This is a genomic window from Rathayibacter sp. VKM Ac-2879, assembly GCF_015351245.1.
In the GTDB taxonomy this organism is placed as follows: Bacteria; Actinomycetota; Actinomycetes; order Actinomycetales; family Microbacteriaceae; genus Rathayibacter.
In genome coordinates, this window is sequence record NZ_JADKSO010000004.1 from 147,747 (window position 1) to 160,624 (window position 12,878).

A 12,878-nucleotide genomic window follows, 5' to 3' on the forward strand; every position below is an offset into this window, starting at 1 on the left:
GTCAACCGAGGGGGAGTGATGGTCACCAGGTCCAGCATCGTGGCGACGGTGGTCGCGGGCGTGCTCACGCTCGCGCAGTTCGGGGCAGGCGCGGCGGTCGCCACGTCGGTGTTCAGCACCTCGAGCGAGCTCGGCACCGCCGTCGCCGATCGTGCGGCGGCGGAGGCGTTCGCGCCCGACGCCACGATCGCGGGCTTCGCCGACCGCACGGCCATGTCGACCAGGGGGCGCGCGCTCTACTACGCGTCGAGCCCCTCCGTCGAGCCGACCGCGGGTTTCAACGAGCGCTGCGGCTACGCCGCCTCGGACGATATCGTGCTGGGCTGCTACACCGGCCGTGACATCTACATCTCGGACGTCGAGAACCCCGATCTCGACGGCATCCGCGAGGTGACCGCCGCCCACGAGATGCTGCACGCCGCGTGGGCACGCCTCGACGCCGACGAGCAGCGCGCCCTCGGCCGGCAGCTCGAGGAGGCGTACGCCGAGCTCCCCGCCGACACCCCGATCGCCGAGCGGCTCGAGCTCTACCGCTCCGGTGGCCTGGGCGAGCGTGTCAGCGAGCTGCACTCGATCCTCGGCACGGAGATCGCCGATCTGCCTCCGGGCCTGGAGGCGCACTACGCCGACTACTTCGCCGACCGTTCCGCCGTGGTCCGCCTGAACGCCGCCTACGAAGCGGTCTTCACCGACCTCGAGAAGCGGATCGACGATCTGGTTGCCCGGCTCGACGCGATGCGGAACGACATCACCGCTCGCGTCAGCGCCAACAACGCCGCCTTCGACGCCTTGAACGCCCGCATCGACGACTTCAACGAGCGCGCCGACAGCGGCGACTTCTCCTCCTCGAGCGCGTTCGACTCGGAGCGTGCCGAGCTGCTCGCCGAGAGCGGCGCCCTCGAGGCGGCGCGTGAGGCGATCGACGCCGACATCGCGAGCTACGACGGGCTGCGCAGCGAGCTCCAGGGGCTGAACTCCGACGCCGCCGCCCTCAACCAGTCGATCGCGAGCCAGTAACCGCGGGCGCACGGCGGCCCGTCGCCGCCCGCGGCTAGGATCGACGCATGGACTGGACGCTGTGGAATCAGGGACTGTGGGCCCTCGTGCCGACCGTCACCGTCGGTCTCATCTTCTGGTTCGTCATGCGTGCCCTGCTCCGCTCCGACCGCAACGAGCGCCGAGCGTACGAGCGCATCGAGGCGCAGGAGCGGGCGCGACGCGGGCTCCCGCCGCGCGACGCCTCCTGAGCGGGCCTGCAGCCGACGCTCGTGACGCCTCCTGACTCCGCGGTGCGGCTCGCCGTGCTTCGCCGAGAGAACGCCGAGGTGACGAGGTGAACGGACCGGACTGGTCGGTGGTCCTGGCGGTGACGGCGATCGTCGTCGAGTTCGCCGTGCGCGTCGTCGCCGTGATCGTCGTCCCGCGCAACCGACGACCGACCACCGGCCTCGCCTGGCTGATGGCGATCTTCCTGATCCCGTACGTCGGCATCCTGCTCTTCCTCTTCATCGGCAGCTACCGTCTGCCGCGCAAGCGTCGGCGCAAGCAGCAGGAGATCAACCGCTTCATCCTCGAGTCGACCGAGGGAGTCGACCGTGTCGCGCAGGACCACCCCTGGCCGCTCTGGCTGGAATCGGTCGTCACCCTCAACCGCAACCTCGGCGCCATGCCGCTCGTCGGAGGGAACGACGCGCGCCTCCAGGGCGACTACGAGCAGACGATCCGTGCGATGGCCGCCGAGATCGATCGCGCGCGCCGCTACGTGCACTGCGAGTTCTACATCCTCGCCTCCGACCGGACGACCGCGCCCTTCTTCGACGCCCTCGACCGCGCCGTCGCCCGAGGGGTCACGGTGCGGATCCTGCTCGACCACATTGCGTCCATCCGCGTGCCCGGCTACTACAGCGGCACGTACCGCCGCCTCCGCCGGATGGAGCGCGCCGGGGCGTCGTGGTCGTACATGCTGCCGGTGCGCCCCTGGCGCTGGCAGTACCAGCGACCGGACCTGCGGAACCACCGCAAGCTGCTCATCGTCGACGGCAACGCCGCCTTCATGGGGTCGCAGAACGTCGTCGACTCCAGCTACAACAAACGCGGCAACATCCGCCGCGGGCTGCACTGGCACGACCTCATGGTGCGTCTGGAGGGACCTGTTGTCCAGGGCATCAACGCCATCTTCATCACCGACTGGTACAGCGAGACGGATGAGCTGCTCCTGCGCGAGTCGGAGCCGATGGAGGCGCTGCAGCAGCGCGACACGATCGACTGCCAGGTCGTGCCCAGCGGCCCGGGCTTCGAGGGCGAGAACAACCTGCGGCTGTTCCTGACGCTGCTCTACTCGGCGCAGAAGTCGATCATCATCACGAGCCCCTACTTCGTGCCCGACGAGGCGATGCTGTACGCGATCACCACGGCCACGCGGAGAGGCGTGCACGTCGAGCTCTTCGTCTCGGAGATCGGCGACCAGGCCGTCGTCTACCATGCGCAGCGCTCCTACTACGAGACGCTCCTCACCTCGGGCGTGCGGATCTGGATGTACCGCAAGCCGACGATCCTGCATGCGAAGCACTTCACGATCGACGACGATGTCGCCGTGATCGGCTCGAGCAACATGGACATGCGCTCGTTCACGCTCAATCTCGAGGTCTCGCTGATGGTCTGCGGATCGGAGTTCGTGGAGGACCTGCGCCAGGTGCAGCAGGACTACCGCGAGCACTCGCGAGAGCTGACCCTGCGAGAGTGGCGGCAGCAGCCCCTCCGCTCGACCCTGCTCGACAACCTCGCGCGACTCACCTCGGCGCTGCAGTAGCGGAGCGCTCGAGCCGGGCGACGGCGAGCACGAGCCGCGCCCGAAGCGCCCAACGGCCGCGAATACGGAACCCCGGCCGCCCGCCCTCCACGAGCGGCACGACCTCGAACGCCGAGGTCCCGCGGAAGGAGACCTCGGCCGAGGTCACGCCCAGCCAGATCCCGGTGGCGGGGAACCACGCCTTGAACGCCGCCTCCTTCGCCGCGAAGAGAGCGAGCGGCAGCGCGGAGGCGAGCGGGTGGCCCGCCTCCCGGAGCCGATCGAGATGCTGGAGCTCACGGGGGCGCGCGAAGGTGCGGACAAGGTCGGCGGAGAGATGCCGCATCCGCTCTGCATCGACGCCGATTCCCGGATGGAGGCGGGAGCGCGCGACGACTGCGGCGCGGTAGCCCTCGGTGTGGGTGAGGCCGCCCACCACGCCGGCGGGCCATACCGGTGCTCCGCTCGCCGAGCGGGGGAGGGCGCAGGGCTCCTCGCCGAGGAGGACGAGGGCGCGCCGGGCGAAGGCGCGGGCCTCGAGGGACTGGTGTCGGGAGCCGGACGAGGCGATCCGTGGCCCGACGAGGTGCTCCTCGCCGGGCCACGGGGAGGCGATGCCGCCGGCCGCGCCGCCCACGCCGACCGCATCGGCGGGCAGGAGCCCGGCGAGCAGGGACGGTCCGGCGATCACAGCGCCAGGAGGGCGAGACCGAGCAGCAGGAGGGAGCCGCTGGTCGCGAGCATCCGCACCACGTTCCAGCCGGCCCAGGGTCTCTCGAAGCCGCGGCGCGCGGTGACCAGCGGGCCATGGGCCTCGCGGTCGAGCCGGAGATTGAGCGGGATGTTCCGGCCGAAGGTGACCGCGTACTGGAGGACCGCGAGGGCGAGCGACCCGGCGATCGCCCAGGGGGCCAGGCCCCCTCCGGTCGAGAGCGAGGCGACGAGCGCCGCCGCCGAGGAGAGCCCGCTGCCGAAGAACGCGAGGGCGAAGAGCGGGTTCTGCACGGCGGCGTTGATCGCCGTCATCGCCGCGACGAAGGTGCGATCGTCGGTGCGGGCGAGCCCGGGCATCACGGCACAGGAGAAGGCGTAGAAGAAGCCGGCGGCCAGCCCGTTCGCGACGAGGGCGGCGAGCAGCAGCGGCACAGTGAGCGAGGGGGGCACGGGGGCCTTCCGGGAGGGGGTGCGGGAGCCGGTGCGCGGGAGCCGCGGCCCCCGCGCACCGATCGGTCAGGTGATAGAGACGCCGCCGTCGATGCTGACGACCTGGCCGGTCATGTAGTCGGTATCGATGAAGAACCCGATCGCCTGTGCAACCTCCTCCGTCGTGCCGAACCGGCGCATCGGACACTTCGTGCGGATACCCTCCTTCACCTGCTCCGAGAGCGACTCCGTCATGCTGGTGATCATGAAGCCGGGAGAGAGCGCATTCACCGTCACGCCGCGGGCGGCGCACTCGGCGGCGAGGGTCCTGGTCATCCCGATCAGTCCCGCCTTCGAGGCGGAGTAGGCGGTCTGGCCCGGCGTGGCCACGAGGGCCGACGGAGAGACGACGTTGACGATCCTGCCCCAGCGGTGCGTCAGCATCGGAGGGAGGCAGAGCCGGGCCAGGTGGAACGCGCCGATCAGGTTGGTGTCGATCACCGACCGCCACTGGTGCGGATCCTGCATCGCCATGAGGGAGTCGTGGCGGACGGCCCCGTTGTTCACGAGCACGTCGACGGGCCCGAGAGCGTTCACCACCTCCGAGTGCAGCCGGAACGAGTCGCTCCAGGAGGAGGCGTCGCCGCCGACGACGACGGACTCGTTGGCGAGCAGCGCTGCGGTCTCGGCCGCCGCCTCCGCCGACGAGTTGTAGTGCACGGCGACGCGGAAGCCGAGAGCGTCCAGGCGCACCGCGATCGAGCGGCCGAGGCCGCCCGAGGCGCCGGTGACCAGGGCGACGGGCCTCTCGGGGCGCTCGCCGCGGACGCGGGACGGCGTGCCGCTCATGCCGCGACCGCCTTCCCGCCCCAGCGGAGCAGGAGCGAGGCCCAGGTCATCCCCGCGCCGAAGCCTGCGAGGAGCACCAGGTCGCCGTCGGCGATCCGCCCCTCCTCCAGAGCCTCGAACAGGGCGATCGGGATCGACGCCGACGCCGTGTTCCCGTAGCGCTGAAGATTCGTGAACAGCTGCTCCTCGGCCATGCCCGTGTGCTGGGCGATGGAGTTGACGATGCGGATGTTCGCCTGGTGCGGGATGACCAGGTCGATGTCGCCGACCTCGACTCCAGCCGACTCGAGCGTGCGCCGCACCGTGCCGACAGTGAGGCGCACCGCGTTCAGGTAAATCTCGTTGCCGTTGATCCGGGCGTAATGGTGCCCGTCCCTGACCGTCTGCTCGGTCGTGGGCATCCGGCTGCCGCCGGCGAGCACCCTGAGGCTGTTCGTGCGGCTGCCGTCGGCGCCCATATCCCAGCCGAGGATCCAGTCCTCGTCACCGGGCACCAGCACGACCGCACCCGCGCCATCGCCGACCAGGATGCCCAGGTCGCGGTCGGCGGGGTCGGTGGTGAGCGAATGGGTGTCGCTGCCGATCACGAGGATCGGCCGCGGGTCCATCTTCATCAGGCCGGCCGCGGTGATCAGGGCATAGACGAAACCCGAGCACTCGGCGTTGACGTCGTGCGCGCTCCCGGCGATGCCGAGCGCGTGGTGGACGAACGCCGAGGTCGCGGGGGAGGGCTGCTCGGGAGTCGCCGTCGCGACCAGCAGGTGCGCGATGTCGGCGCCGGTCAGCCCCGAGCGCTCCAGAGCGGCGCGGCCCGCGTCGATCGCCAGCGAGGCCGTCGTCTGCCCGTCCTCGACCCATCGCCGGGATCGGATGCCGCAGCGGCTGACGATCCAGTTCTCGTCGACGCCGAAGGTCTCGGCGCGCTCGGCGCTCGTGACGATGCGCTCGGGGACGGCCATCCCCCAGCCCGAGATGCTGATCTGGGCCACGATCAGCCGACCGCGCCGGCGGTGACGCGCTGCGAGAGACGCTCGTGCACGATCCGGAGGGTCAGCGAGCCGTCCTCGTTCGCGAAGACGTCGGCGTCGACGCCCGAGTCGGGGTTCGCGGACTGGTAGCCGTACAGCCACTCCATCAGGTCCATCGAGTCGACGTCGGACAGCTCGGTGAGCGGGGTGTCGGCGTCGATCTCGGGGGCGCCGGAGACGGACTGCATCTGCTCGATCAGGTCGTCGAGGGTGGGGATCATCGTTCTGTCCTTCTGCGCGGGTCGAGCGCCTCCGGCGGAGCGGAGCGGTCGACGGATCGGTGGTCTTCGAGGCGACCGGCCCGGGAGCGTCGCCGGAGCCAGTCCAGACCAGGCCCGCAAACGGCCCGCAAGCGCGCGCGGGCGCCTCCGCTTGCCGCGCCCTTGCGGCCCGGGCGCAGGCTCGTCCCGGAACGCGCCGGACGCCCCGGCGGGGCAGGGAGGAACAGGGCATGGACGCCACACCGCACATCCGCGTCGCGATCATCGGGGCGGGGTTCTCGGGCCTCGGCGCGGCGATCCGCCTCGCGCAGGAGGACCAGGACGACTTCCTCGTCTTCGAGCGGGCCGAGGAGGTGGGCGGCACCTGGCGGGACAACTCCTACCCGGGCGCGGCCTGCGACGTCATGTCGCTCCTCTACTCCTACTCATTCGCCCCGTACTCGGGGTGGGAGCGAACGTTCGGCACGCGCGACGAGATCCTCGCCTACCTGATCCGCACGACCGACCGCTCAGGGATCCGCGACCGCATCCGGTTCGGACACCGACTCGAGGAGGCGCAGTGGGACCAGGAGGCGGGGCACTGGCTCGTGCGCACCTCGCGCGGCGACTGGACCGCGGACGTCCTCGTGCTGGGCACCGGCTACCTCAGCGAGCCGTCGCTCCCATCCCTCCCCGGTCTGGACGGCTTCGCGGGCACAGCGGTGCACTCGTCGCAGTGGGATCCCTCGATCGACCTCGCAGGCAAGAGCGTCGCCGTCGTCGGTACCGGTGCCTCCGCGATCCAGATCGTGCCGAGCATCCAGCCGCAGGTGGCCGAGCTGACCGTCTACCAGCGCACCCCCGCGTGGGTCGCGCCGAAGCCGGACAAGAAGATCTCGGCGCTCCAGCGGTGGCTGCGCACGAGTGTCCCCGGCTACCAGCGCTTCCGGCGCCTGTTCAACAAGTACGGCCGCGAGATCGTGGTGGCGCTGCTCTCGAAGCCCGAGCTGATGCGGAAGACGCTGCAGGGGAACGCCCTCGCGCACCTGCACGCGTCGGTGCCGGCCGGTCCGCTCCGCGACGCCCTCACTCCCGACTATGTCGCCGGCTGCAAGCGCGTGCTGTTCTCGAACGACTACTACCCGGCGCTCACGAGCGGCAACACAGAGCTGGTCTCGTCGGCGGTGAGCCGGATCGAGGGCTCGCTGGTCATCGCGGGCGAGGACGAGCGCGACATCGACGTGCTGATCTTCGCCACCGGGTTCTCGGCCGTCGACAGGCCCGTGGCCCACCTCATCCGCGACACGCAAGGGCGCACTCTCGCGTCGCACTGGGCGGGCGGGGCATCCGCGTACCTCGGGTCGACCGTTGCCGGCTTCCCCAACCTCGTCCTGTTGATGGGCCCGAACACGGCGCTCGGCCACTCCTCCCAGACCGTGATGATCGAGGCGCAGCTCGCCTACCTCGTCTCGGCCCTCGCGGTGCTGCGCGCTCGCGGGGCCCGATCGTTCGAGGTGCGGCGCGACGTCCAGGACCGTCACGACGCGATGATCCGCCGCCGCTTCGACGGCACCGTCTGGCAGGACGGCGGCTGCGCGAGCTGGTACGCCGACGCGTCCGGCCGAAACCCCTCGATCTGGCCCTCGACCACCACCCGCTTCGAGCGCCTCACCCGCACCTTCTCACCCTCCGACTACCTCCTCACCTCCGTCTCCGCTCGCGCGCTGACGCCGTCACAGAAAGCCGACCGATGACCGTGCAGTCCACCACCCCCGCTCCCGATTCCCCGTCCACAGGCGCGTCCCGGCGCGCCGTCGTCCTCGGCGCCGGCGCGGCCGTCGTCGCCTGGAGCCTCGCCTCCGGCTGGCTTACCGCCGATGGCGCCGCGGCCACGGAGGAGCGCACGGGCGACCGTCACCGCCTCCCGCGGCTGGACGGCACGCTGGAGCTCGCGCAGACCTCCGGCTTCGACCACGATTTCGGCGGCTTCGTCACCAGCAGGCCGTGGGCGGTGCTCCACGCCGGCTCGACCCGCGACGTCGTGGCGATGATCGACTACTCGCGCCGCCACCGCATCCCGGTCGCCGTGAACGGACAGAGCGGCGAGCCTGGAGTGCTCGAGTCGCACTCGAACTACGGGCAGGCTCAGACCGACGGCGGGCTGCAGATCGACTTGCGCTCGTTCGCCCGCATCGAGACGATCGAGCCGCGCCGCGCGATCGTCGGTGCTGGAGCCACCTGGGCGGAGGTCGTCGAGGCTGCGCTCGCCATCGGCAGCACCGTCCCCACCCTCCCCGACTACCTCAAGCTCTCGATCGGGGGCACGATCTCGGTCGGCGGCATCGGCGGCAATGTGCAGCGCGTCGGGCTCTCGGCCGACATCGTCCGCTCGCTCGAGATCGTGACCGGTCGGGGCGAGATCGTCACCGCCTCCCGGCGGCGAAACTCCGCTCTGTTCGATGCGGCCCGCGCGGGCGGCGGCCAGGTGGGAGTGATCACGAAGGTCGAGCTCGACCTGGTCCCCGCCGAGACCACGGCCACCATCCGCACCTACTTCTACACCGACCTCAGCCGTTTCCTGGCGGACCAGACGCTGGTGATGCAGGCCAAGCGCGTCGACCATCAGTCCGGCTCGATCGTCCGCACCCCGGACGGGACCGGATGGCGCTTCGCGATGGAGCTGGGCACCTACCACTCCACCCAGGAGGCTCCCGCGCTCGACGACCTCGTGGCCCGCTTCGGCGATGTCGCCGCCGACCGCGACGAGTTCGCGCTCCCCTACCGCGACTGGGCGTTCCGCCTCGAGCCGCTCATTCCCGGGCTACTCGACGGCGGCTACTGGGAGCAGCGCAAGCCGTGGCTGAGCCTGCTCGTCCCGAGTCACGAGGTGGAGCGGTTCGTCGGCGAGATCCTCCCCGACCTGACCCCCGCCGACCTGGGCGCCGGCTTCTGCCTGCTCTCGCCACTGGACCCGCGGGTCATCACCGCGCCTCTCTTCGCGGTGCCGCGGGGGCGCGACGGGCTCGCCTTCTTCTTCGACCTGCTCGCGTTCCCCGAGCCGGACGAGACCGGCATCGATGCGATGCTGGAGCGCAACCGGCGGCTCTACGACCGCCTCGTCCAGCTGGGGGGCAAGCGCTACATCATCGGTGCTGTGCCGCGGATGACCGTTGCGGACTGGCGGCGCCACTTCGGTCCTGCGGGTTACGCGAACCTGAACCGGCTGAAGTCGCTGCACGATCCAGCGCGCATTCTCACTCCCGGTCAGGGTTTCTTCGGATGAGCCGCTCCGCGATGGCGACCCGCGACCAGGTCGACCTCCCCGCCGCTCCGGCCGAGGTGTGGGCCGCGCTCCTCGCCGAGCTCGGCGGCGGCGGCCGGTGGTGGCTGCCGAACAACACCTTCGTGCCGCTCGCCGGGCGGATCGACATGCTCGGTGCGGCCCTGAGGGTCGAGGTGAGACCGAAGGGCCGCGACGGCAGCGGCCCCGTGCTCGCATTCACGGCTGTCACGCGGGTCGCGGTCGCGGAGGAGCTGCTGGCGATGGACTTCGTCGACGGCTGTTTTCGCGGCGGCTGGCGATTCGAGCTCTCGCCGCTGGATGGGGGGCGTGCGACCCGGCTCGCGGTGGTGTTCGAAGCGGAGGCGGCGGGTTGGGTGCGCGCTCTTGCCCGGGTCGTCGACGTGGGGGCGGAGCACTCCGCCGGCGTCGGCCTCGCGTTCGAGCAGCTCGCGGCGCACCTCGCTGACGAGTCGCCGGCAGAGGTCTCGCGCGGCGTGCACTCCGTCACGCTGCGCGGAGGCGGGGCGATCCGGGTCGTGCGGCACGCGCCCGCCGAGCCGACCGCCGTGCCCATCGTCCTACTGCACGGCTGGGCGAGCTCGGCGGACGTCTGGGAGGAGACGGCCGCCGGCCTCGCGCGGCGCGGGTCGGTCGTCCTGTGCCCCGAGCTGCGCGGCCACGGCGGCTCGGCCGCTCTCCCCGTCCCCGAGGCGACGGAGCTCCTGCCCACGCTCGTCGAGGACGCCCTCGCGGTGATCGACTCTCTTGCGGGCGGAGGACCGGTCGTGCTGGCCGGGCACTCGGGCGGAGGCCTTGTCGCCCTCGATGCCGCAGCCGCCCGGCCCTCGGTCGCGGCCGGCCTCGTGCTCGTCTCGACCGCGGTGCGGTCTGACCCGCTTCCCGGAGCCGAGCGTGCGCTGGTCGGCGGGACATTCCTGGGCCGCGTGCTGCGGACGGGAGCCGGCGCCGAGCTGGTCCTCTCGCGCACGATGGGGCCCTCGCGCCCCTTCCCGGGGAGGCGTGCCGTGGCCGACGCCTTCGCCGCGACCCGGCCGAGGGTCCGGCGGGTCTTCTTCGACGCCTCCTCCGGGATCGACCGCCGCCGCCACCTCGCCGCGGTCGCGGCGCGCGGACTCCCGATCGGTGTGCTTTCGGGTCTCGAGGACCGCACGACGAGTCCCGCCCTGGTCCGGCGCACGGCGGCCGCAGCCGGGCTCGCGGGGCCGGTGCTGCTGCCTGGCCGCGGGCACGCGCTGCCCGTCGAGGCGCCCCACGCGGTGCAGGAGGCGGTCCTCGCGGTTCGGCGAGCGGCGCGGCCCGCGGCGGTGCCGACTCCCTGACCCGCCTTTCGCCGATGACCCCGAGCGCCCGCTCCTCCCGGACGGGTGCTCGGGGTCATCGGCGTGCGCGGGGCATCCGGGCAGCAGCCGGAGACGGCAGCGTATGGGTCTGAGCCGCGTGCGCATTCCTCCGCCGGGGGAGGACCGCTTGCATGGAGGAAGGACGGAAGGAGCCGGTCGGTCCCGACCGGGCGAACCGCCCCGCCGCACCCGCGGCGCCACTCAGACGAAGGAGAACCCCATGCTGATCATCGGTGGAACAGGCAAGACGGGTCGACGCGTGGTCGACCGGCTCACGGAGAAGGGCGTCGAGGTGCGGGTCGGCTCGCGCTCCGGCACCCCCGCCTTCGACTGGGACGACCGCTCGACGTGGGCCGCCGCGGTCGAGGGCCAGAAGGCCGTCTACGTCACCTACTACCCCGACCTCGCGTTCCCGGGCGTCTCGGACCTCATCGGCGACTTCTCGCGCCTGGCCGTGGCGGCCGGGGTGGAGCGGCTCGTGCTGCTCTCGGGGCGCGGCGAGGAGGGGGCGCTCGCGAGCGAGCAGGCCCTCCAGGAGGCGGGAGCACGCTGGACCATCGTCCGCTGCAACTGGTTCAACCAGAACTTCGACGAGAGCTTCTTCCTCGAGCCCGTGCGCGAGGGCGTCATCGCCATCCCGGCCGGCGACGCGGTGGAGCCGTTCGTCGATGCGGAGGACATCGCCGACGTCGTGGTCGCTGCGCTGACCGAGGACGGCCACGACGGCGTCGTCTACGAGCTGTCCGGTCCGCGCCTGCTCAGCTTCACCGAGGTCGCTGAGGAGCTCAGCCGCGCGACCGGTCGCGAGATCGTCTACGCCCCGGTGACGCCGGAGGAGTACGGCGCCATGCTCGAGCGCGAGGGTCTGCCGCAGGACTTCGTCGAGCTGTTCACGATCATCCTCGACGGCCGCAACGCCAGCCTCACCGACGGCGTCCAGCGGGCGCTCGGCCGAGAGCCGCGCGACTTCCGCGACTACGCGCGCGAGGCCGCGGCGACCGGTGTCTGGACCCCGGCACCCGTATCGGTGTGACACGGAGAGGGGGGATGATCGAGGAGGCGGTCGGCGCGGTGTTCGGGGTCGTCGAGCAGTCCACCGCGGTCGTGTTGGTCGCGATGAGCTGCCCGACGCGCACCGAGGCCGACCGGCAGCGGGTGCGCTGGGAGGAGTGCGGCTGCTCCCGCCCCGGACTGGGCGGCAGCGGAGGTGCGAGCGTGCTGACCGGCGCGTTCCCGAGCGTGTTCGATGCGTTGACCGCCGTCGGTGCGGTCTGCTCCGATGCTCGGCCGGGAGGCGGCGGAAGCGTCGCGATCGCCTCTGGCTCCGCCGGACCCGGCACGGGCGGCGAGATGCTCGCCGGACGGGTCTCCGCCCTGCTGGCCTCGGCCGGCCCGGGAGAGTGCCTGGCGACGGCGGAGGTCGCCCTGCTCGCCGGTCCCCTGCTGGGCGCCGGCCTCGATCTGGTCGACAGCGGGCGTCGGGAGCGGCGCGAGCCCGCGGCCGGACCAGTGGACGCCGGGGCGGCGATCGTCTACGAGATCCGGCCGACCGAGGTCGCCGGTCGCCTCACCTCCTGCTCGCGGCTCGATTGGGCCCGCCGACGCCTGCACGGTGCTCCGGCGCGTCCCCGCGCCGTCGACCGCCTCCGTCCCGCCTCCCGGATCACCTCGCTCGTTGCCGAGGACGAGGGAACGCTCGAGGTCGCCATCGCGCAGGCAGCCCTGGGCGCCCACTCCGCCGGCGCCCACGTGCTGCGCTCGAACGGGCGGGCGGACGGGGGACGGCTGCTGTCGGCCGTGGTCGAGCTGCTGGCGGCGTACGCCGAGGATCGCGGCTCGTCGCTCGCGAGGGGGGAGTCGGCGCACGAGTGGGCCGCCGTCTCGCGGTCGCTGCCCGAGATCGCGCACCGCTCCGGGCTGGCGAGGAAGGCCGAGGACGCCGCGGCGCACCGGGCGAGCCCGGTCGGCCGCGAAACGCTCGATCTGCTCGACCGCCTCCTCCGCTCGGTGGCCGCCGCCGGGCCCGTCGCCTTGATCATCACCGCGGTGAAGGAGCTGGATCCGCTCAGTCGCGTGCTGATCGAGCGGGTGCTCGGCGACCGCCGGTTGCCCGACGTCCGGCTCGTGCTGGGCGCGATCGGCGAGGAGCCGGCGTTCGTCGATCGCCTGCGCCGCCGACTCGGCGACCACGAGGTGCAGCAGGTCGTGCTGACCGCCTGACTGACG

General features: G+C 72.0%; 13 protein-coding genes. 8 read left to right on the plus strand and 5 right to left on the minus strand.

The features are described 5' to 3' along the window. Positions 1-18 precede the first annotated feature (18 nt). The 3 genes from ITJ45_RS11530 to cls all read left to right on the plus strand — a co-directional run bounded on the left by ITJ45_RS11530 (position 19) and on the right by cls (position 2,809). Positions 19-1,017, plus strand: a complete 999-nt coding sequence (locus ITJ45_RS11530) for a hypothetical protein (protein WP_194610213.1) — start codon at positions 19-21, stop codon at positions 1,015-1,017. A gap of 47 nt (positions 1,018-1,064) precedes the next feature. After that, on the plus strand, positions 1,065-1,247 hold the full coding sequence (locus tag ITJ45_RS11535; protein WP_194610212.1) for a hypothetical protein: 183 nt from the start codon (positions 1,065-1,067) through the stop codon (positions 1,245-1,247). 86 nt (positions 1,248-1,333) lie between these two features. Further along, complete coding sequence (gene cls, locus ITJ45_RS11540; RefSeq protein ID WP_194610210.1) at positions 1,334-2,809, plus strand: cardiolipin synthase; 1,476 nt, start codon at positions 1,334-1,336, stop codon at positions 2,807-2,809. On the opposite strand, the gene ITJ45_RS14215 is transcribed toward cls, so the two are convergent. The 5 genes from ITJ45_RS14215 to ITJ45_RS11565 form a co-directional block, all read right to left on the minus strand. Then, entirely contained in the window at positions 2,790-3,479 is a 690-nt protein-coding gene (locus ITJ45_RS14215) for a 4'-phosphopantetheinyl transferase family protein (RefSeq protein WP_194610208.1), read from the minus strand. The genes cls and ITJ45_RS14215 overlap by 20 nt on opposite strands. Further along, complete coding sequence (locus ITJ45_RS11550) at positions 3,476-3,952, minus strand: DUF1772 domain-containing protein (protein WP_323743011.1); 477 nt, start codon at positions 3,950-3,952, stop codon at positions 3,476-3,478. The genes ITJ45_RS14215 and ITJ45_RS11550 overlap by 4 nt, the downstream gene beginning before the upstream one ends. A gap of 66 nt (positions 3,953-4,018) precedes the next feature. Beyond that, positions 4,019-4,780 (minus strand): SDR family NAD(P)-dependent oxidoreductase, encoded by a 762-nt coding sequence (locus ITJ45_RS11555; protein ID WP_194610206.1) that lies wholly within the window; start codon positions 4,778-4,780, stop codon positions 4,019-4,021. Then, positions 4,777-5,769, minus strand: a complete 993-nt coding sequence (locus tag ITJ45_RS11560; protein ID WP_194610204.1) for a 3-oxoacyl-ACP synthase III family protein — start codon at positions 5,767-5,769, stop codon at positions 4,777-4,779. Before ITJ45_RS11560 ends, ITJ45_RS11555 begins: the two co-directional genes overlap by 4 nt. Positions 5,770-5,771: 2 nt before the next feature. Further along, positions 5,772-6,029 carry a hypothetical protein gene (locus ITJ45_RS11565; protein WP_194610202.1) on the minus strand — a complete coding sequence of 86 codons (258 nt, stop codon included), beginning with the start codon at positions 6,027-6,029 and terminating at the stop codon, positions 5,772-5,774. Between the two features lie 230 nt (positions 6,030-6,259). Between ITJ45_RS11565 and ITJ45_RS11570 the strand changes: the two genes are divergently transcribed. The 5 genes from ITJ45_RS11570 to ITJ45_RS11590 all read left to right on the plus strand — a co-directional run bounded on the left by ITJ45_RS11570 (position 6,260) and on the right by ITJ45_RS11590 (position 12,872). Then, positions 6,260-7,762, plus strand: coding sequence for a flavin-containing monooxygenase (locus ITJ45_RS11570; protein WP_194610201.1), 1,503 nt, complete (start codon positions 6,260-6,262; stop codon positions 7,760-7,762). Beyond that, entirely contained in the window at positions 7,759-9,291 is a 1,533-nt protein-coding gene (locus ITJ45_RS11575; protein WP_194610199.1) for an FAD-binding protein, read from the plus strand. Before ITJ45_RS11570 ends, ITJ45_RS11575 begins: the two co-directional genes overlap by 4 nt. After that, the gene (locus tag ITJ45_RS11580; RefSeq protein WP_194610197.1) at positions 9,288-10,631 is read left to right on the plus strand and encodes an alpha/beta fold hydrolase; all 1,344 of its coding nucleotides are present in this window, start codon (positions 9,288-9,290) and stop codon (positions 10,629-10,631) included. Before ITJ45_RS11575 ends, ITJ45_RS11580 begins: the two co-directional genes overlap by 4 nt. 241 nt (positions 10,632-10,872) lie before the next feature. Further along, positions 10,873-11,685, plus strand: a complete 813-nt coding sequence (locus ITJ45_RS11585) for an NAD(P)H-binding protein (RefSeq protein WP_194610195.1) — start codon at positions 10,873-10,875, stop codon at positions 11,683-11,685. Positions 11,686-11,699: 14 nt separating this feature from the next. After that, entirely contained in the window at positions 11,700-12,872 is a 1,173-nt protein-coding gene (locus tag ITJ45_RS11590; protein WP_194610193.1) for a hypothetical protein, read from the plus strand. Positions 12,873-12,878: the final 6 nt, after the last annotated feature.

What these genes read in the sequence shown, in the direction of transcription:
- ITJ45_RS11575 (WP_194610199.1), top strand. Translation starts at nt 7,759, where the DNA reads ATGACCGTGCAGTCCACCACCCCCGCTCCCGATTCCCCGTCCACAGGC.
- ITJ45_RS11570 (WP_194610201.1), top strand. Translation starts at nt 6,260, where the DNA reads ATGGACGCCACACCGCACATCCGCGTCGCGATCATCGGGGCGGGGTTC.
- ITJ45_RS11590 (WP_194610193.1), top strand. Translation starts at nt 11,700, where the DNA reads ATGATCGAGGAGGCGGTCGGCGCGGTGTTCGGGGTCGTCGAGCAGTCC.
- ITJ45_RS11580 (WP_194610197.1), top strand. Translation starts at nt 9,288, where the DNA reads ATGAGCCGCTCCGCGATGGCGACCCGCGACCAGGTCGACCTCCCCGCC.
- ITJ45_RS11530 (WP_194610213.1), top strand. Translation starts at nt 19, where the DNA reads ATGGTCACCAGGTCCAGCATCGTGGCGACGGTGGTCGCGGGCGTGCTC.
- ITJ45_RS11565 (WP_194610202.1), bottom strand. Translation starts at nt 6,029, where the DNA reads ATGATCCCCACCCTCGACGACCTGATCGAGCAGATGCAGTCCGTCTCC.
- ITJ45_RS11535 (WP_194610212.1), top strand. Translation starts at nt 1,065, where the DNA reads ATGGACTGGACGCTGTGGAATCAGGGACTGTGGGCCCTCGTGCCGACC.
- ITJ45_RS11585 (WP_194610195.1), top strand. Translation starts at nt 10,873, where the DNA reads ATGCTGATCATCGGTGGAACAGGCAAGACGGGTCGACGCGTGGTCGAC.
- ITJ45_RS11555 (WP_194610206.1), bottom strand. Translation starts at nt 4,780, where the DNA reads ATGAGCGGCACGCCGTCCCGCGTCCGCGGCGAGCGCCCCGAGAGGCCC.